Origin of the sequence: Fulvivirga sp. M361 (assembly GCF_007097395.1) — a bacterium.
GTDB lineage: Bacteria > Bacteroidota > Bacteroidia > Cytophagales > Cyclobacteriaceae > Fulvivirga.
Genome location: NZ_VKDC01000047.1, coordinates 43,971 through 64,892, shown reverse-complemented (window position 1 = coordinate 64,892; position 20,922 = coordinate 43,971). Strand labels below are relative to the sequence as shown.

17 protein-coding genes are annotated in these 20,922 nt (G+C 41.9%); 10 read left to right on the top strand and 7 right to left on the bottom strand.

All coding sequences use genetic code 11. The features are described from left to right. The first annotated feature begins 26 nt into the window (after positions 1-26). The 7 genes from FNH22_RS28885 (at position 27) to FNH22_RS28855 (ending at position 10,082) form a co-directional block, all read left to right on the top strand. Entirely contained in the window at positions 27-1,082 is a 1,056-nt protein-coding gene (locus FNH22_RS28885; RefSeq protein ID WP_143402007.1) for a cytochrome c oxidase subunit II, read from the top strand. 17 nt (positions 1,083-1,099) lie between these two features. Then, entirely contained in the window at positions 1,100-2,959 is a 1,860-nt protein-coding gene (locus tag FNH22_RS28880) for a cbb3-type cytochrome c oxidase subunit I (protein ID WP_143402006.1), read from the top strand. An 8-nt stretch (positions 2,960-2,967) separates the two neighbouring features. Continuing rightward, positions 2,968-3,402: a DUF983 domain-containing protein gene (locus FNH22_RS28875; protein ID WP_143402005.1), complete on the top strand. Its 435-nt coding sequence runs from the start codon at positions 2,968-2,970 to the stop codon at positions 3,400-3,402. Further along, positions 3,356-3,904, top strand: a complete 549-nt coding sequence (locus FNH22_RS28870) for a hypothetical protein (protein ID WP_143402004.1) — start codon at positions 3,356-3,358, stop codon at positions 3,902-3,904. The genes FNH22_RS28875 and FNH22_RS28870 overlap by 47 nt, the downstream gene beginning before the upstream one ends. A gap of 207 nt (positions 3,905-4,111) precedes the next feature. Further along, positions 4,112-4,492: a hypothetical protein gene (locus FNH22_RS28865; protein ID WP_143402003.1), complete on the top strand. Its 381-nt coding sequence runs from the start codon at positions 4,112-4,114 to the stop codon at positions 4,490-4,492. A gap of 89 nt (positions 4,493-4,581) precedes the next feature. Further along, positions 4,582-8,952, top strand: coding sequence for a CusA/CzcA family heavy metal efflux RND transporter (locus FNH22_RS28860; protein WP_143402002.1), 4,371 nt, complete (start codon positions 4,582-4,584; stop codon positions 8,950-8,952). Positions 8,953-8,963: 11 nt separating this feature from the next. Then, complete coding sequence (locus FNH22_RS28855) at positions 8,964-10,082, top strand: efflux RND transporter periplasmic adaptor subunit (RefSeq protein ID WP_143402001.1); 1,119 nt, start codon at positions 8,964-8,966, stop codon at positions 10,080-10,082. 71 nt (positions 10,083-10,153) lie between these two features. Here the strand turns inward: FNH22_RS28855 and FNH22_RS28850 are convergent, their stop codons facing one another. Beyond that, positions 10,154-11,512 (bottom strand): NAD-dependent succinate-semialdehyde dehydrogenase, encoded by a 1,359-nt coding sequence (locus tag FNH22_RS28850; RefSeq protein ID WP_143402000.1) that lies wholly within the window; start codon positions 11,510-11,512, stop codon positions 10,154-10,156. A 206-nt stretch (positions 11,513-11,718) separates the two neighbouring features. Between FNH22_RS28850 and FNH22_RS28845 the strand changes: the two genes are divergently transcribed. Continuing rightward, positions 11,719-12,039 (top strand): TfoX/Sxy family protein, encoded by a 321-nt coding sequence (locus FNH22_RS28845; RefSeq protein WP_143401999.1) that lies wholly within the window; start codon positions 11,719-11,721, stop codon positions 12,037-12,039. A 78-nt stretch (positions 12,040-12,117) separates the two neighbouring features. Further along, a complete protein-coding gene (locus tag FNH22_RS28840; protein WP_143401998.1) occupies positions 12,118-12,693 on the top strand; it encodes an N-acetyltransferase in 576 nt (191 codons plus the stop codon). A gap of 167 nt (positions 12,694-12,860) precedes the next feature. On the opposite strand, the gene FNH22_RS28835 is transcribed toward FNH22_RS28840, so the two are convergent. Beyond that, positions 12,861-13,361 (bottom strand): RNA polymerase sigma factor, encoded by a 501-nt coding sequence (locus FNH22_RS28835; RefSeq protein WP_143401997.1) that lies wholly within the window; start codon positions 13,359-13,361, stop codon positions 12,861-12,863. 605 nt (positions 13,362-13,966) lie between these two features. Here FNH22_RS28835 and FNH22_RS28830 point away from each other — a divergent pair. Further along, positions 13,967-15,112, top strand: a complete 1,146-nt coding sequence (locus tag FNH22_RS28830) for an alpha-hydroxy acid oxidase (protein WP_143401996.1) — start codon at positions 13,967-13,969, stop codon at positions 15,110-15,112. Here the strand turns inward: FNH22_RS28830 and FNH22_RS28825 are convergent, their stop codons facing one another. From FNH22_RS28825 to FNH22_RS28805, 5 genes are all read right to left on the bottom strand, one after another. Further along, a complete protein-coding gene (locus tag FNH22_RS28825) occupies positions 15,113-17,533 on the bottom strand; it encodes a leucine-rich repeat domain-containing protein (RefSeq protein WP_143401995.1) in 2,421 nt (806 codons plus the stop codon). Then, on the bottom strand, positions 17,523-18,350 hold the full coding sequence (locus tag FNH22_RS28820; RefSeq protein ID WP_143401994.1) for a hypothetical protein: 828 nt from the start codon (positions 18,348-18,350) through the stop codon (positions 17,523-17,525). The genes FNH22_RS28825 and FNH22_RS28820 overlap by 11 nt, the downstream gene beginning before the upstream one ends. Positions 18,351-18,354: 4 nt before the next feature. Further along, complete coding sequence (locus FNH22_RS28815; RefSeq protein WP_143402024.1) at positions 18,355-18,900, bottom strand: hypothetical protein; 546 nt, start codon at positions 18,898-18,900, stop codon at positions 18,355-18,357. Between the two features lie 43 nt (positions 18,901-18,943). Beyond that, the gene (locus tag FNH22_RS28810) at positions 18,944-19,420 is read right to left on the bottom strand and encodes a nucleoid-structuring protein H-NS (RefSeq protein WP_143401993.1); all 477 of its coding nucleotides are present in this window, start codon (positions 19,418-19,420) and stop codon (positions 18,944-18,946) included. A gap of 351 nt (positions 19,421-19,771) precedes the next feature. Continuing rightward, positions 19,772-20,674: a hypothetical protein gene (locus FNH22_RS28805; protein WP_143401992.1), complete on the bottom strand. Its 903-nt coding sequence runs from the start codon at positions 20,672-20,674 to the stop codon at positions 19,772-19,774. Positions 20,675-20,922: the final 248 nt, after the last annotated feature.

The window sequence follows — 20,922 nt, the reverse complement described above, 5'->3', positions numbered from 1 at the left end:
TGAGGTGACGAAAATCATTTCAAAACATGATCCAGATTATAGGAATTGTCGGCGCTGCTTTTGTGATAGCTATTGCCTACGCCATATTCAAGGTATTGAGGTTTGTAGATATCATAAAGAGACCTGCTAAATCTGAAGTCCCCTCTGACAATAATACGTCAGCATTGTTGCTTCTTATTTTTGTCATATTATTTCTCTTTGGATTTTGGTGGTACTTTTTTTACGCTTCCCCTGATCTATTACCCGTCTCAGCCTCTGCGCATGGAGAGGAAACCGATCAACTGTTTCGCATAGCCATGGGGGTAATACTCATCCCTTTTACTTTACTGAATATACTCTTATTCTACGCGGCCTACAGGTTCAGGTATAAAAAAGGAACCTTTGCCCGATTCTATCCGCACAATAACAAGCTTGAAGTGATATGGACAGTAGTACCCGGGCTTGTATTTGCTGTTCTCATTCTTATGGGTACTAATGTTTGGAGTCGGATTACTACTGCCCCGCCGGAGAACGCTGAGGTGATCAATATAATGGGATATCAATTTGCCTGGGGCGTAAGGTATCCGGGTGCAGATGATACATTAGGCAGTCACGATTACCGATTGGCAGACGCGGTCAATCAGTTTGGTATGGACCTGTCTGACCCTTCGTCTTTTGACGACTTTATGCCACTGGAAATACATTTGCCCAAAGGCAAACCAGTACTGCTCAACATATTTGCCAAAGATGTGATCCACAGCGTATTCTTACCTCATTTCAGGTTAAAAATGGATGCTGTACCTGGTATGCCCACTCGTTTTTGGTTTACACCAAAGTATACTACTGAAGAAATGCGCGAGATGGTAGGTAACCCTGAATTTAATTATGAAATGGCCTGCACGGAAATATGCGGAACCGGTCATTTCGCCATGAGAATGGTAGTGGTGGTAGACGAACCCGAAGCCTACGAAGAATGGAAAGCTTCTCAGCTTACCTGGCTTAAAATGAACCCCGAATACCTGGCTAAGATCCCTGAAAACCTCCAAGAGATAGCCAGGATCAAGTCAGGAATAGAACAACTCCCTGCGATAGTAGCTAAATAACAAGACAAAGAAAAACCATGTCAATAGCAGATATACAAATAGCGCCCACTCCGGAACATCATCAGCACGATGACCATTCACTGAATTTCTGGACAAAATACATTTTCAGTACAGACCACAAGGTAATAGGAAAGCAATTCCTGATCATGGGAATTTTCTGGGCCATTATCGGCGGACTTCTGTCTGTACTTATCCGGATACAACTAGGTATGCCGGAATCAAATCTGGCATGGCTGGAACCTATCCTCGGTAAATGGATCGTAGATGGCAAACTCGACCCCGGATTTTATTTGGGCACGGTAACGATGCACGGCACGATCATGATGTTTCTCGTGCTTACTGCCGGCCTCAGTGGAACGTTCAGCAATTTTTTGATCCCTTTGCAAATCGGTGCCAGAGATATGGCTTCTCCTTTTATGAACATGTTGTCTTTCTGGTTTTACATGTTATCAAGTGTTCTCTTTTTTGTTTCCTTTTTTGTCGAGTCAGGACCTGCTATGGGTGGGTGGACTGTTTATCCGCCACTAAGTGCCATACCTCAGGCCATCTCCGGGTCAGGCCTTGGAATGACCCTCTACATCATAGGTTTTATACTTTTCATAGTCTCTACGCTTATGGGAGGACTTAATTATATCACTACGGTTATTAACCTCAGAACCAAGGGTATGTCTATGGCCAGAATGCCGCTAACTGTCTGGGCTCTGTTTTTGACGGCAGTCATCGCCACCTTATCTTTTCCTGTACTGTTTGCCGCCTTATTGCTACTCTTTTTTGACCGGTCTTTTGGCACAAGTTTTTACCTGTCTGAAATTTACATAGCCGGTGAAGCGCTACCTAACATGGGAGGCAGCCCTGTGCTATATCAGCATTTATTTTGGTTTTTGGGGCACCCGGAGGTATACATTATCTTCCTTCCTGCCCTGGGGCTTACCTCTGAAATTGTGGCCACGCACGCCAGAAAGCCTATTTTCGGGTACAAAGCCATGATCCTTTCCATGGCTGGCATTGTAGTTTTATCTTTTGTAGTTTGGGCCCACCATATGTTCACCTCGGGCATGAATCCATTTCTGGGTACTGCCTTTATGGTAACTACCCTGGCCATTGCTATTCCTTCTGCCATTAAGGTATTCAACTACATCACCACACTTTGGGGAGGTAATATCCGATTCACGGCAGCCATGCTTTTTTCTATCGGGCTGATCTCATTCATCATTTCCGGTGGGCTCACCGGTATTATTTTAGGTAATGCTCCACTGGACATTCACCTGCATGATACGTATTTCGTCGTAGCGCACTTTCACCTGGTCATGGGTGTTCTGGCCTTTTTCGGAACCTTTGCCGGAGTATATCACTGGTTTCCAAAAATGTTTGGCAGGATGATGCATGAAGGGCTGGGGAAGCTCCACTTCTGGATCACCCTCACAGGTTCTTACCTTATGTTTATTCCAATGCATTACATGGGCTATGCCGGTTACCCGAGAAGGTACTATAGCTTTACCAATTTTGAATACATGAATAACTTCATTGATCTCAACTGGTTTATATCCGTCGCAGCTATTGTTACCGCATCGGCCCAGTTGATCTTCTTATTTAATTTCTTTTACAGCATTTGGAGAGGTAAAAAAGCCCCTGCCAACCCATGGGGCTCCAATTCGCTGGAATGGACCACTGAAAAAGTAGTACCAGGACATGGGAACTGGGAAGGCGATATACCTGAAGTATATCGATGGCCTTATGATTACAGTAAGCCGGGGGCCAAAGAAGATTTCATACCACAAACTGTCTCTCTAACAGAAACCATTGAGTCTAACACAGACTACGAAAATCAACGGCTCATTCAACTGAAAAAAGAAATTACGAATACTCAAAATAATTAAAGCCGGGAATGAGCAATAAAAATTATCTTCAAAGTGTTTTAGCGCAGTGTTGTCCAAAATGCAGAAAGGGAAGATTATTTTCTTCCAGACCGTATAATTTAAAGAAATTCTCTAAAATGAATAACACATGCAATTGCTGTGGTCAAACATTTCAGATGGAACCGGGTTTCTATGATGGAGCGATGTATGTAAGTTATGCCATGCAAGTGGCTTTATTCGCAACCGTATCTGTGGCCCTGAACGTATTGCACCCCAACGCCGGGACAGCGTGGTACATAGGTGGGGTTATTACATTGGCTATTTTACTTAGTCCAATGATCTTTCGACTTAGCAGGTCATTATGGATCCATTTTTTTGTTTCCTATGACCAGCGCAACGCAAATGTGAAGTATAGCAATGAGAGAACGTCAAATTATAGCGGCAAGGTTAGAGGAGAAGTCTAAAAGACAGAACGCTCATCGACAAATCGTAGAGCTTTTTATCCTGTCAAGTATCTTAATTTTTGGAACGCTGGCGTTTATCTGGCTCGTTCAAAAAACGCCGAAATTGAACATTCCCAAATTATACTATTGGAACATTTTAGTAGTAACAGGTAGCAGCATGTCGATCTTTCTTGGACAGGCGGCCATCAAAAAAAATGAAATCAGAAAAGCTTTTCTGTTGACGGGTTTCGGCCTTTGGGTGGGTATTGTGTTTGGACTCATTCAACTATTAGGGCTGGAAAAACTACTGACCGTTAACGATGCCTTCAGAAACATTCTGTTCCCATTTTCAATTCTCCATTTTGTGCACGTTGTTGCCGGGCTAATTTTGATCACAATAGTTCTTACACGTATAAAACGCTTTCAAATACACTCAAAAGCACTGGGGTTTGCTTCCAACGTTTTCAGGTTCTGGCATTTTTTGGGGATCGTTTGGGTGGTTTTCTTATTGTTCATACATTAATCAAAAGCATCCATAGTTGGATTAAAACAGAGTGCTCCTAACAAAATACTCAGTCTGTTTTGTACTTTAACACTCTGTGAATGCTCTGTTTTTTAGAAACAGTCTAAACGATTTAAATCATATTTTTGAGGCACAAAAGTCACTAAAGCTTCCGGGTCAAAACCGTATTTTTATTCAGACGATAAGATCTGAAAGATAATTTTTGAAATGATAAAAAAGGCACTACATATTACTTTTTTTACCTTTTCGCTTTTTCTGATCCAGGTACACCAGTTTGTACCGCATCATCATGATTGTGTCTTACCTGATCATGAATCTCCACTTCCTGATTGGATAGGGTTCCTTTCTGACATTGTAAATAATGACTTAGGAGACGGGCACCTGGAGGATTTTCAAATCGCAAAAGAAAGTTTCAAACCGTCCTCCTTCAGTACTATTTATTTATTTCCCCCTGCCCTGGGGCAACTGTCTATCATCACGTTATCAACACATGATGCTACTCCTTCCTATTTCGTTTGTGATTTCCCCATAACAGACAAGTGGACGAACAAATGCTTTCCGTTAAGGGGCCCACCGTCTTTGAGTTAATCTTCTGAATATGTCAGGGCCTTCATTGGCCTGACCATTACCGGGTACCTATACCCGTACTCATTATCCCACTTTTTAACGAGTTAAAAATGATTCACTCAATTATTGCCTTTAGTGTCAAAAATAAATTATTAGTGACCCTGATGATCATTGGCCTGGTAACCTGGGGGGGCTATTCCATTTTCCAGATCCCCATTGGCGCCGTTCCTGATATCACAAATAACCAGGTACAGATCATCACCACATCACGGAATCTGGCTACGGAAGAAGTTGAAAAGTTCATTAGTTACCCTGTAGAACTGGAAATGGCCAATTTGCCGGGGGTGTTGGAGATCAGGTCCATTTCGAAGTTCGGCTTATCCGTAGTAACTGTTGTATTTGAAGATGATATGGGCACTTACCTGCCTCGTCAACTCATTGCTGAAAAACTAAAATCCGCCCGGGAAAAAATCCCCCCTCACTTCGGCAGCCCTGAAATGGGGCCGATATCCACGGGACTAGGCGAAATCTATCAGTATGTGCTGGAGGTAGAACCCGCTTATCAATCCCAATACTCCGTTATGGATCTTCGGACCATCCAGGACTGGGTCGTAAAACGTCAGCTTTCAGGAATACCCGGGGTAGTGGAAGTCAATACCTGGGGAGGATATTTAAAACAATATGAGGTATCGCTTAACCCGCAAAAACTTAAAGCATTGAACATCTCCATAGCCGAAATCTTCAATGCCCTGGAAAAAAATAATGACGTTACCGGAGGTGGATACATTGAAAAATACGAGCAAACTTATTTTGTACGTGGTGAGGGTCTGATAAAATCACTGGAAGAAATAGAGCAAATCGTAGTTAAAACAACAGGAAACGTACCGCTACTGATCAGGGACGTTGCCAAAGTAACGTATGGCCATGCCACACGATTTGGAGCTATTACCGGGAACGGGCAGGGAGAAAAGGTAATGGGACAAATCATGATGCTAAAAAATGCGAATTCCAAACAGGTCATTGAAAATGTCAAAGCCCGGGTAGACGAAATTCAAAAGGTGCTTCCTGAAGGGATCACGATCAATCCGTTTCTCGAACGTACTGAATTAATTGACAAAACCACTCACACGGTAGCTGAAAACCTGCTCTTAGGCGCTCTCATCGTCATCTTCGTGTTGGTGTTACTGCTGGGGAATTTCAGATCGGGATTGATCGTTGCCTCTGTTATTCCGCTTTCTCTGCTATTCGGGATCTCTTTGATGAATTTATTCGGCATATCCGCTAACCTAATGAGTCTGGGTGCCATTGATTTCGGCATTATTATTGATGGCGCCGTGATCATTATTGAGTTTATCCTCTTCCAGTTCTCAAAAAATCAGGGTCAATTGATCCATGAGACAAAAATCACCCAGTCCATCCGAGATAATATCACCATTGAAAGCGCCAGTAAGGTAATGGAGCCGGCCATCTTCGGTCAGATCATTATTCTTATTGTATTCATACCCATTCTTGCCTTATCAGGAATAGAAGGAAAAATGTTTGGCCCTATGGCGCTCTCCTTTGGTTTTACACTCCTGGGCGCCATGTTACTTTGCCTGACCTATGTGCCGATGGTAAGTTCATTGATCGGTGGCAGATCGGACCATCGAAAGAAAGGCATATTGGACAAGGTGTCAGACCGGATCATGGCGTTTTTATACAAAATATATAAACCCGTTATCCAATGGGCTTTAAAGCGTCATAAGCTCGTATTAGGTTCGGCAGTCATCTTTCTTACCGTAAGCCTGTTCATATTTTCACGCATGGGAGGAGAGTTTATCCCCACTTTGGATGAAGGGGATTATGTAGTACAACCTGTATTAAAAACAGGCACCTCCCTCTCCAAAACCATTGACTTAATGACCCAATTAGAAAACATTCTGATGGACAGTTTCCCCGAAGTAGACCAGGTCGTGTCCCGCATAGGCGCCGCTGAGGTACCTACAGACCCCATGTCAATGGAAGAAACTGATGTGATCATTAAACTAAAACCAAAAGGTGAATGGAGGAGCGCTTCTTCCAAAGCCGAATTGGCGGGAAAAATGAAATCTGCTATGTCTGTTATCCCAGGTATGGATTTTGAGTTTACACAGCCTATTGAAATGCGTTTTAACGAGTTGATCACAGGAGTACGCTCTGATCTGGCCATCAAAATTTATGGCGAAGACCTTGACACGCTTTTCAGGTATGCCAATACCCTTAAGCAACTCATCCATAATGTAGAGGGCGCCGCAGATATCATAGTAGAAAAGACGGATGACCTGCCACAGATCTCGGTAGAATACGACCGGAAACGGCTGGCCCAGCTGGGACTCAATACCTCAGACCTCAACCGAATGGTACGGTTAGCATTTGGGGGTGAAACAGCCGGAGCCATTTATGAGGGCGAAAAACGTTTTGACCTGGTAGTCAGATTCCAGGAGCGCTTTCGGACAGACATCGAAAATATGAAAGACCTGTATGTGGACCTTCCCAACGGTAGCCAGATCCCTTTGCGGGAAGTTGCCACTATCGACTATAAAAAAGGGCCCGCCAAAATATCTCGTGACAATACCAAACGACGAATAGTAATAGGCATCAATGTAAGAAATCGAGATGTTAGCTCTCTTGTGGAAGAGATTCAGGAAATTGTCAAAGATAAATTTAAACTACCTTATGGATATTCTCTTACATATGGCGGGCAATTCGAAAACCTTCAAAATGCTATAAAAAGATTACAATTGGCTGTTCCTGCAGCTTTGGCTATGATTTTTATTATGCTGCGTTTCGCCTTAAGGTCGTTCCGACGGGCTTTGTTGGTGTATTCCGCCATTCCACTGGCGGCCATCGGGGGTATCCTGGCGTTATGGGTACGTGGGCTACCTTTCAGCATATCTGCCGGTGTAGGCTTCATAGCGCTGTTTGGCATTGCCGTACTCAATGGAATTGTATTGATAGAGTTTTTCACTCAATTAGAAGGCGAAGGCATCACAAATATCAGAGAAAGGATATTGATGGGCGCGAAACAACGTTTGAGACCTGTATTATTAACAGCTTCGGCTGCTGCACTGGGTTTTCTTCCCATGGCCGTGTCTACCTCTGCCGGAGCTGAAGTTCAAAGACCTTTGGCCACAGTAGTTATTGGCGGATTATTTACTTCCACGATTCTCACACTGGTAATACTTCCCGTTCTATACATGTTATTCGGGGTGAGCAAAACTAAAAAAGTCCCCTCCAATATTTCACCAAAGTCAATAGCACTCCTCTTGTTGATAGCTGCTTTTTTGATCCCCTCCGTTAGTAGTGCTCAAACCAAAATTGAGCTGAGTTTGACAGAGTCCATTACTGTAGCCCTGGAAAACAACCTGAAATTGAAAGCCCTGGAGCTGGATATCGACCGAAATCAACTCTTAAAGCGCACAGCATTTGACCTGGGAAAAACATCTTTTTACCATGCTTACGACGAAAACAACATTGCTGAAAACGGGTTTCCTCTTAACGTGTATGGGATATCACAGTCCATACCTTTCCCTTCCGTAATGAGTACACAGCGACAGCTAGCCTCACAAAGAATATCCGTGAGTGAAGAATCTTATGAACTGGAAAAGGTCAGGATCACACGGCAAGTTTCAAAACTTTTTTACCGCCTTCAGTTTCTCCAACAGAAAATAACCGTTTTGAAGCAGCTTGACAGCTTATTTAAGGTCTCACTTCAAGCGGTTAATCGAAAGTTTGAGTTGGGAGAATCCGATTACCTTGAAGTACTGAACGCCAAAGCACATCGTGTAAGTCTCCTCCAGCAAAAAAATGATGTCACCACACAGTATACTTCGGCCGAGTTAGAATTTACGCAACTGCTACGATTAGATAAACCACCGGACCTTCCTTTCGCATTTGTAAAAAAACTTCCTTTTACACGCCAGAACGTGAGCAGCGCTTTGATCAACCATGCAGGTCTCAGGTTACAGCAAGCCATTTTAGTGGCCAGAAAGTCGGAAGTAAAGCTGGAACGAAATAAGCTACTGCCTGACATTAACCTGGAGTACTTTATGGGCAGAGGTATTAACGAAAATGCACAAAATCTTTTCGGCTACCAGCTAGGGGTTAGTTTCCCTTTATTCTACCATACACAGAAAGCCAGGATCAAGGCTAAAAATGTTGAATACGCTATGTATCAAAACCTGTCTGACCTCTATCAGCTACGGCTGTCATCCGAGTACAAAAGAGGAGCGAATGAAATTCAAAACAGTCTCACAAAACTAAAATTCTACGAAGATGAAGGACTGTCAATGGCAGAAGAAATCGCTGAAATGGCCCGTAAAAAATATACATTGGGAGAAACGGGCTTTATCACATTCATACAAAGTATGGAAAACGTACAACGAATAAAGCTATCCTACCTGGATCAACTGAATACATACAATCAGCTGGTCCTTGACCTCAACTATTTGACCATAGAATAAAACCCCAGACCATGAAACTATTGAGAACAATAATCTTACTTATTTTCACCGCCCTGATATCCTGCACCCAGGAACAACCGGCCAAAAACGAAGTGAAAAACGATGATAATGATATGATCACTTTAAGTATGGAACAGGTAAAAATAACAGAACTTGAGACCAGTGTGGTAAAACAACAGGTACTGACCCAAACGGTCCATGCAAACGGATACCTGGAAGCACCTCCGAACCAAAAAGCTGAAGTCAGCACATTTGTAACCGGGTATGTGAGTAGCATCAAGGTACTGGTAGGTGAAAAGGTGACGAAAGGACAAGTACTTGCGGTGATAAGCTCACCGGAGTTTTTAAGGCTTCAACAAGAGTATACGGAACTCAAGAGCCAATTCAGCTACATTCAAGCTACTTATGAACGTAACAAAATGCTGTCAGAGGAAAAGATCAACGCGAAGAAAGATCTACTGAAGTCCGAGGCTGAATATCTTTCCTCTAAGACTAAATTAGACGCCACCGGCAAAACACTGAATCTTCTGGGAGTCAATTTAGATGACCTGAATAACGGAAAGATATCGGGCCACTTATACATCACAGCCCCAATAGAGGGTGAGGTTTCTGAAATACATACGGTCATCGGTAAACAGGTGGAACCTTCGAAACCTTTATTCCAAATCATCAGCAGCGATCATTTACATGCGGAGCTCAAGATATTTGAAAGTGATATGAATAAAGTTTCTATTGATCAGCAAGTTCAATTTGCCATTCCTCAGCTAAGTGAGCAAACCTACCTGGGGGCCGTTTACCTCGTAAGTACTATCATTGATGATGCCGAACGTTACGTAAGAGTACACGCACATGTCAATGGTGACAATGAGTCATTCAAAATTGGTGCTTATATAGAAGCTGAAATCACTACGGAACGGAAGGAAGTGGCCGCGGTAGAGGAGCAGTCCCTTATATCCATCGACGATAAGGTGTTTATTTATGCTGTGATGTCAAAAGATACAGAAGGATATCAGCTTAAACCTGTTGAGATAAAAACCGGTTCAAAAAGTAAAGGATGGGTCGAAGTCACTGACCTTGATCCGGATACTGAATATGTTTCTAAAGGTGCTTATTACTTGTCCACCCTTTAGCAATTATCTTATCCCTGACGATGCCTCAAGCTGCCATCATTTTACCCATCCGGAGAAGTACCCAATCCGGACTAAGATTCTATGATCAAGGTCTTAATATTCACAAACTCTTTCAGCCCGTAAACGGATAACTCCCGTCCATAACCTGATTTCTTTACCCCTCCGAAAGGGAAACGTGAGTCCGACCTGGAATGGGTATTTACGAATACACCTCCTACATCAAGTCGGCGTGCTATATGAGCAGCTTTGTCCAGGTCTCTAGTCCAGATAGACGCATCCAGCCCGTACCTGTGATGATTCGCCATGGTAATAGCTTCCTGCTCGCTCTTAACGATGGTCATGGCAGCAACGGGGCCAAATAATTCTTCATCGAACGCCGTTACTCCGGGTTGAACATTCACCAACAATGATGGTTGAATATGGCACTGGTCCTGATTACCTCCTACCACCAACCGGGCTCCCTGATCGACGGAGTCACTTATCTGGCCCATTAATTTCTCGGCCAGGTCAATACGCGCCACAGGGCCTATATCCGTCTCCTCCTTCATTGGATCACCCTGTTTGAGTTGACGGATGTTTTGGATGATCTCAGTCAAGAAGGTATCCGCCACTTTTTCTTCTACAATGAACCGTTTGGCAATATTACAGGCCTGCCCGGCATTCAACATTCTGGACTGGACAGCCACTTGTGCTGCACGAGACACGTCTGCATCTTCCAATACCAGCAAAGCATCTGATCCTCCCAATTCAAGTACTGATTTTTTAATATATTTCCCGGCAAAGGCGCCTACAGAGGTTCCTGCCATTTCACTTCCGGTAAAGGTTACTCCTTGTATTACATCTGACGCCACAATCGCCTCCACTTTTGGAATGTCTATAATAACTGTTTGAAAAACGCCTTCCGGAAAACCTGCTTCTTTGAAAAGACCTGCAATAGCCTTAGCACAGTCACATACATTAGGAGCATGTTTTAAGATAGTCACATTCCCTGCCATAAGTGCCTTTGCCGCATACCTGAACACCTGCCAATAGGGGAAATTCCACGGCATGATGGCAAACACACATCCTATAGGATCAAAAACTACAGAAGATCTTTTTATTTCACTTTGAATGAATTCTTCCCGGAGAAATTGCTCTGCATTTTGAGCATAGTAATTGCAGTGTTGAGCAGATTTTTCCACTTCAGCCATTGATTCCTGCCATACTTTCCCCATTTCGGTAGTAATGTGGCCGGCATGTGTTTCTTTTTGCTCACGAAGCAGATCTGCTACTTTATTCATTAAAACAGCCCGCTCTGTAAACCTCGTTCTACGCCAGTGTTTAAAGGCTTTTTCAGAAAGTTCCAGTACCTGCTGTATCTGATGATCAGTCATGGTTTCATGTTCGGCAACTACTGAAAGATCATTAGGGTTAATACTTTGAAATAGCATAAGTGAACATTTCTTGTAAAGTTCATAAATTGAATGAGTAATGGCTCAACACTATACTATAAGATTTACTTAGTTTAGTTTTAAGCTTCACCATACTTAACCGGAACAATCCGAACAAAATATAGGTGGTGTAAATAATGTAATGCATCTGTACCTGTTTTATTACCGAACATATTTTTGTTACTTTCTATTAATACAGAAACAACATGGCTTACAATAAAGAATTGGCAGAAAGAGTAAAAACAAAACTCAAAGGCATTTCCGGTGTGGTCGAAAAAGAAAAAATGGGTGGTTTGACTTTCATGAAGGATAGAAAACTATACGCCCGGATTCAGGACAATGACCTCATGGTCCGTTGTGATAAAAACGTGACAGAAGAGCTATTGAAAAAGGAAGGCGCCCGACGATTTGAAATGAAAGGTAAAACCAACATGAAAGACTGGTTACTTATAGGTTCTGAAGGACTAAAAAGCCAGGAAGGGTTTGATTATTGGATGGGTATTACCCATGATTTTAATTGTAAGTAAAGTTCTCATAAATTCGATTACTGGCTCCCAAGCTTCCACATTAGATTTAGATTCGCTTTAATTTCTGTCAATAATTCAATGAATAAAGCCACACTCTCCAACAAAGCACTCGTCCTGGATATCATCAGCCGGTCATTCCATCAAAACCCTAGTGTCAATGATGTGATTAAACAAGACCACCTCCGTGAAAAAAGAATAGAGGAGCTGATTTCTTATTCTTTTGATGTATGTATGCTTTTCGGTGAGGTATGGATCTCGGAAGACCGCAGTGCAGCAGCGATGATCCTGCTTTCAGACCAAAAGAAAACTACTTTGAGATCAGTCTTACTGGATTTACGCCTGGCTATAAAGGCGATTGGAATTCGTCGGGTCTTAAAAGTTATGGGTAGAGAAAAACAAATAAAACAATATTATACGGATTATTCCTATGTTTATATCTGGTTCATTGGTGTTGACCCGGACCAACAACAGAAAGGTGTAGGAAGCCTGTTGCTCCAACAGATCATAAAACACTACTCCGACAGTTCACTACCCTTTTATTTAGAAACGTCAGTAAATAGAAACCTGCCCTGGTATAGCTCTTTTGGCTTTCAGGTGTATCACAAGATCGATATGGGTTATGATCTTTATCTTCTTAAAAAAGCAATTCAATAAATTCCAATTTCTTATCACATCACACTACTGAATAAACCAGGTGATTGATTGCATTTCCGTTTGATTTTAAATCAAAGAATACCTTTGCTAAAGACATGAACTGATCATAAGCCATTGAAAAGTCAGCCATCCAATCTTTTGACCATCATTTTTGCAGTGCTTGTAATTCAACAAGAATAGGCCACTAATTTCTTCTGGATCTCTTTCCGGGCATGGAATATCCTGTTTTTCACCGTGCCGATAGGTACATTGAGTTTATCGGCTATTTCATGGTATTTATAACCTTCTGTCCGCAGTTTGAAGGGCACAAGGAGATCTGCCCTGATCTCATTCACACATTTTGTTATGTCCTTATACTCATAACTCCCATCCGGCGTGGAGAATGTATGTGTATCCGGTACATGAAGGTAATAGGAATCTTTCGTATCATCCAAAGTAGTACGTGCCCTTTGCATTTTACGGTAGTTATTGATAAACACATTACGCATTATGGTGTAAAGCCACCCTTTGAGATTCGTATTTTGTTTGAATTTATCTCTATAGGTAAGCGCTTTTAAGATAGTATCCTGGATTAGGTCTTCTGATTCCTCCTGATTGTTAGTGAATCGCTTTGTAAACAATTGCAACGTTCCGTGAAGAGAGGCTATTTCGTGATCAAATTCTGCCATTTTTGTGTTATTTAACTTTTGTCGTGATTGTCCGGTAGCATCAGACTTGTGATTGATTAAGAATTAGTTTCTATGTAAGAACTAATTGCATAACAAATGTTGGAATTAATCGCGGTCCGCTCCTTAGTGTAAATCTTAAATAGACATATCAGTGTATCACTTAGAAAAAGGGGCTTAATTACTCGTTAAAGCTTCTTTTTATCATCTCACAGATTTATTAAACTCTGTAGTTAAAAATCCTGTAAGAGTTCGCGGGTAAAACGAAGTAAGGGAAACCTCTTATTTTATAATGAAGCTGACTTAACGTAAGTACCCGCAGAATTCCTTCCAGGTTCTTCCTGACCCAAAAAGGAGGAAGAACCTTTAACTGTCAGCTCATCTGACCCCCAGGACCATTGTGCCTGATAAAGACCGAGCGGTATACTCTCTGAGTCGAACAGGATACAGCAGGAAGCAAAAAATAATCTTTCTTTTTATCTTAATCCTGATTTTCCTGCTCCGGATGATATGCAAGAGTAAGACATAAAAGATGTAAGCCATGAACCTGTTAGTTTATTAACATCGTACCTGACAGGCGAGCACCAGATCATTAAACGCTACCACCCATGTTCAACCCGAACTATCCATCCATACAAGACTTAAAAAAGAAGGCAAGCAGAAATATTCCAACATTCGCCTTTGATTACCTTACCGGAGGAGCCAATGAAGAAATTAATCTGGCCAGAAATAAATCTGATATTCAGCAGGTAGAGCTCATGCCTCAATACTTAAAAGACTTTGACAAGGCTGACTTGAGCACAGAGCTATTTGGTCATGAATATAATGCACCTTTTGGCATCTCTCCCATTGGTTTACAGGGGCTGATCTGGCCTAATTCTCCGGAAATACTGGCTAAAGCCGCATTAGCATACAACGTTCCTTTTATTTTAAGCACCGTCACTACCGCAAGTATCGAACGGATCAGTGACCTAACAGAAGGGAAATTCTGGTTTCAGCTGTATCATCCGGCTGAAGACAGCTTAAGAGATAAATTACTAAAAAGAGCGAGCGATGCCGGGTGTGATGTATTAGTGGCCCTGGCAGATACACCGAGCTTTGGAATACGTTACAAAGACATTAGAAACGGACTTTCAATGCCACCCAGCATGTCTTTACGTAATGTGCTTCAAATATTGGCCAAACCAATATGGGCTTTAAAAACGCTGTATCATGGTAAACCAGAGTTTACTACCTTACTTCCTTATATGCCCAAAAATATGAATATGAGCCAGCTGGGACAGTTTATGAATAAAACATTCAACGGGCGCCTGAATGAAGAAAAAATCAAAGGGTTAAGAGACCGTTGGAAAGGCAAACTGGTAATTAAGGGAGTGGTAAATGAAATGGATGCACAAAAAGCGCTTTTACTTGGTGCGGACGGTATAATTGTGTCTAACCACGGGGGCAGACAGTTAGATGCAGGTCAGTCTACGATTAAGCCTTTGGGGCACCTGGCAAAATCATTCGAAGATAAAATGACAGTCATGATGGATGGTGGTGTCAGATCAGGGCCTGACATCGCACGTTGTATTGCCAGCGGCGCCAAGTTTGTTTTTCTGGGCCGTCCATTTATGTATGGTGTGGGTGCATTAGGTAATGAAGGCGGAAACCATACTATGGAGTTATTGAAAATGCAACTTCAGCAAGTGATGGAACAACTGGGGTGCGAAAAAATGGAAGAATTGCCACAACGATTGATACTGCCATCATGATCAGTAAAAAGTGATTTTACAATCAGGGTTTTCCTCCCTGTAACTATCTAACCGGCTATCTGAGATCTTAGTATTAAAGCAGGAAAGGGCCTTAAGGTTTAAGTATTTTACCTCATCCAGCTTTTTAACTGCAGTATTTGAACAATCCAACGACTGGAGATCTGACAGGTTTTCAAGCCCTCTCAGACGTTTTAAAGGAGTACCCGAACAATTAATAGCATTGAGACTGATCATATCCTGTAATGGTTCCAGGGTTACTACCCCTGTATTTGATACATCCAGATCAGTTAATTTAAGATCAGCAATTGGACTTAGGTCCACTATCGGGGTCTTATTTACTTTTAATCGCCTTAATTTATCCAGCGTGTTTAGAGGGGACAGGGACGTCACTCGTGTACCTGACAAGGCCAGGTCTTTCAGAAGCATAAGCTCTTGCAAAGGACTAAGGTCCTGTACCGCTACATTTTCAAATTCAAGGCTTTTCACTTGCGCTGCCTGATGAAGTTCAATCGCCGAGGGTGAGTCAATAGCACTAATAGCCGTACCAAGTACACTTTTCCACAAACTGTTCAATCCTTGCCACCACCCTGTGAGATGTTCTGTTTTATACAGCACAAGGCTTTTCGAATGAGTCTCCAGGTAATCAATGATATCCTCTTCTGAAATTTGGGTATCGTTCAAATCCAGGAATGTCAGTTTAGCCAAAGCATGCAGTGACTGTAAATTATCTACATAAGTATCCTGAATGATCAAGGTTTCCAAGCCATCAAGACGTGCCAGGTCATCTACGCTTTCAACATCCGTACTACTCAGGTCCAGGTAAGTCAGTTCACTCAGTTGTGTAAGAGGTTCAAGGCGTGATACGGAGGTATTACTGGCATTGAGGTAACGTAATTTGTCCAGGTTAATAATCGGATCAAGGGAAAATACTTTTCGTCCGGATATGTTCAAAGAGTCTATAAACACCACTTTAGCCAGCTCCTCTTTTGAGGGAGAAGTGTTTATGCCTGTGGACGCATTGAATATAGATTGCCAAACTTCAGGAAGGGCAGACCACCATGTCAACAGGTCTTCAGAATCATACACCACAATCACTCCATTATGGGCATCCATGAAGCTCTTTGCCATTTGATGATTAATACCGGTACGGTCACAATAGATCTTTCGTAATGCCTCAAGTCCATTCAGAGGATCAAGGCTGGTAACGTTGCAACTATTGATGCTCAGGATCTCCAGCGCCTTCGACTCTTTCAAAGGGGTTAGATCGTTTACGAGGGTGGAATCCATATGCAGTGCAGTAAGTTGTTGCAAGCCTGCCAATGGGCCCAACTCCGCCACGGTAGTTGAATTTATTCTGAACTCTTTCAAATCCGCCATACGTCCCACACCGGTCAGGTCATTCACCCTCGTACCGGATATATCCAATCGGTTCAATTTGGTCAGTTCGGAGAGGTCTTGCAAGGAATTTACAGCACTACGGCTAATATCCAGATATTCCAGTTGGCTTAACCTGGCCAATGCCCTTAAAGTATCTATTTGAGTATTTTTCAGGTTAAGTTCACGCAAACGGCCGGCATATTTCAAAGGTTCCAGCAATGTTACCCGGGTACCTGATGCATTCAAGTGCGTAAGGTGGTTCAGGTTTCGTAACGGAGAAAGGTCTTTAATATTAGTGCCCTGAAGGTTGAGGTTTTTTAAATCTGTCAACTCACTTAATGGCGCTATGGAGTTTATGTATCTGTTCCCCGAAAGATCCAGGGATGCTATACCCACAACTTTATTGATTTGTGAAGGCGTCAGACTATCTGATATCAGGTTTAACTCCTTTTTAAAAAGAGAGCGCCACTCGTATGAAAGCTCCTTCCACCAGGTGGTCAGATATTTGGTCCTGTCATAAGCACGTGTATACATGCTCACTATTTTTAATTCCTTATTTTCAGGATCTACGTTGATCTCAATGAAACGGGGTTGCGTGTTATTAACGGAATCTCCATTGATGCTAATGGCAGATAATCTCCTGCTGGCAGTTATCTTGAAAAACAAACCTCCTTCCGTGGTCGTTTCATTTTGAATGTCCTCTACGTTAATTTCAAAATTGGCCGATCTGAAAAAAAAGTCGATGTCCTTTAAGTAAGCCGTAACGTCTTTATTGGTGATAACATTACGCGCTTCATCCAGATCATCCTGGATCTGAACTTCACCATCTCTGAATATTTTTTTGAAACTTTGCGAAACAATTACTTCTTTATCACGCGCAGAAGTATTCGGGTTTCCCATGGTATTCATCATGTATCCCAGAAAACCCACCATCTCCCTGGCCTCCCCTTCATAAGTAGCTATTTCATCTTCAGTGGGTTGAGCAAATGCCACCCATGGAATGAGACTTAGCCAACAACAAAAGGATATGATCTTATTGCTCATAAAACAGGTGTTTTTTTAGCCTTTCAGAGGTCTCTTCATTCACTTGTACCAAATTTGATATCAACCAGCCGGTATTGTATCCCGGGCGATTAAAATTCGACAGTTCAAAATACCAGTTATCCAATTGAAAGAAATGAAATTTCACATGTTGTACAGTCTCAAACTTCATTTTGCCCAGTTCCAATTCATAAATAAACAAGGTCAGATAATCCGGCTCAAATGTGGATGTGGTATACTCTGAAATACTATCAGGCTCATCAAAGGCCTTACGCAAATTCATGAAGGACAACTCATGACTCATGGGGTGTAGAAATTGCTTACTTCCCTTTTCAGCTTTTTCAAAATGCCTGTCATAACGCTCCCCAGCTACCCCTTCAATGACCCATTTTGACCCAAGGCGGTCTTTTTCCAATTTCATAAATAGGGTAAAAATCTCTTTTTTCCCACTATTCCTGAATAACGCATTCACCTCTGCATACCATTGACCTCCATGAAAATCCAGGTACCGGGGCTGATCTTTATCCAGCATTTCTTTAGCAAAAGCCACCTTCAGCTCATTTTTGATAGAGGTATTTTCCCTGTCAAATAAAAGGCCCAGATAAGATTTCCTCAGCTTCTGGCTTCTGTACTTTTTATCTTTCGGATAGTACCTGTCTCCGTTTTCATCTTCTTCCCCGTTGAACCTTCTGAAAAACTGCCCTACCTGCTTGGTTTGTGCATATAACTTTGACTCATCTTCCAGGTCAGTGACTAGCTGTGCACTGACCCGGAAACTGAAAGTACCCAGAAGGAAAACGAATACGATGAATTTCTGCATCTGGTTATGCGGATGTCTCCGTTACACGAATATCGCCTAACAATACATCCCAAAAAGCAATGGTTCGACCTTGTATCTGTGTCTTTTTTCTCTCCACATAAATGGTAATGTCCTTTTTGGTGGTGTCCTTGTAAGTGAGCTCATCATCCGATGATCCCTCAAAGCGTTGGTAAACAGTCACTACCCCGACGTACTTGCCATCCGGCTGTCTTTCCAGGTCGCTGATGTAGTGAATATCATACCACTTGATATTTACTTTATCATAATTCAAAGCTATTAGCCGTTCAAAATACTCACGGACTTTGTAGTAATTTATTTCGTCTCTTGAAAGAGATGACACACCCATCTCACTGTCAGGTGCAAACAACTCTTCTGCACGATCCATCACGCGTTGGGCTTCTGAGAATGGTGTTTCTTTATCGCCTATGATGCTGATGTATTTACTCAGGTCGCGAACTTTCTCCAACGCCAGTGAATCTATAGCTTGTTTTCTTTCGGGACTGATCTCTTGTGCCATGGCCGCAGATGTCAGGGCAAAAAACGTCAGCATAATACCGTATTTCAATACTCTCATGATAGTGTTATTTAGTGCGTTATTTCTTTAGTTCAAGCTCGGTTATTTTACCATTAGCATCTTTTTTAATACTGTGCACCTCGTCCATCTCTTTTTTCTGATCTTTGAGATAGTTCAGATACTTTTGGATGGTAGTAGGCCGGTCATAGTCTTTAATACCATCCGACTCGCTGATGATGATCAATACCAGTGCATCGGGTGACGAAAACATATTAAGAGTTTCACCAATGGTTTTGTTGGCAGAGGTAGTACTAGGGGCAGTGGAAATAGCGGTTAAATATTCCGTTAACTTACGCTCAGTGGTTACTTCTTTTTCAACCGTTTTAATGTTTTCATCATGATCAGGGTATTCCTTCTCAGGTGTTTTTTCCACAACCTCCGATGGGGCAGATTCCTGAGGTGTGGTAATATCGGCTACCTTTTTTTTACTCTTGCAGCCAACCGCTACTCCAAATAAAAAAATGAATACTAAATAATTCCAAGGTATGTTTTTCATAATGGTAGATTTGATTTTAGTGATCACTGATTATGTCCGTTATTAGCAAAATGTACGCCAAAAACCATTACTTGAGGCGCAAATGTGTCCGCATCACAATATTCGCCTTCTTTTGCGATTTAACATTGTTTATTCATAACAAATCTGGGATGAAATCTCATTGATTATCATCCAGGTACAATGCACTAAATGTGTAACTCGCCGTTAAAGAGGACAACAAAAAATACAACGGCAATAGAATAGTTATGTTATTAAAACCCTGACCTGATGACATTCACTTTCATTGGCCCGTAAAAAAATATACCGACCCGTTCATACGGGCCGGTATTTGATGTATGTTTTACTTTTTTCTTACTCATTCACCATCACCACCAGCATTTTTGATGATCTCCAAAAATCATCTTTGTCTAAAATTACCAGCTTTTCAATGTCTTCTGTCTCATTCATCTCAAACTTGTAAGACCCTTTCGGATGATTAGTGACAAGTTCTGCCTTATTACCTTGTACATCGATTTGCAACTCATTATCAATATTAATACGAGTAAAAGCAGCTAAATCAGGATCCTCATTCAGTTTTTCAGTCCTTCCTAATCCCAGCAAGCCCCCTTCCTTCTGCAATACCTGCTTTTCTTCCAGGTCTTTATAGGTGCCTATCGCTACAAAAGCCGTAGTAAGACCATTGTATTGATCTTGTATCATTTGTGTTTGAGCAGAAATAACAGAGTCCTGAACCATAGTCCTACCCTCCAGCGTTTCCACCGAACCGTTCAATTCTGCTACACTTTCGGTAAGGCTTTCCTTTTCAAGGTTAAGCGCTGTAAGCTCTTCTTTCAAAAGAACCACCTCCTGGTCTTTTTCTTTGACCTTTTGGTTCAAGCGCCCTACCATCTTTTTAAATTCACCATTGGTAGTATTGAGCGTAGACTGAAGTTGTGCCATTTTTTCGTGATTCTCGACCAGTAATGCATTAATGGCCTTAATATCGTCCACTATCACCTGTTTAGCATCACCTTCGTATTCTACATTATCCTGTGTTTTTAGCGCTATGGCGCTTTCCCGTTCTTTTATTTCAGCCAGGTTACTTTCTATTTCATTGAACGTCCGCATATAGGTTTCCAACTCACTTTCCAACTGGTGATTTGCTGAATCCAGCTCCTTATTCTCACTGGAGAGCGTTTTCATCTCTTTTTGATTACAAGCCAAAACTATGGGTGCCAACATCAACACAAGACCGTATTTTTTTAACAGTTTCATATGATTTCCTATTTGATGTTACCAAATAGTATCCATTGCCGTGCCATAAGCGCAGAGGTGATGTATTTAATGAAAATCATACTGATTATAAATGAATACATCCCCAATTTGTGGAGGAATTCCACAAATCATGCCGCTATATGATGGATTAAAAAGTTTGAATACAAATGACAAGGTGTAACATTTTTTTAACCCGGGCTTTATCCGGAAAACCTGATAATAAACAGCATGGCACGTAAACAGCACAC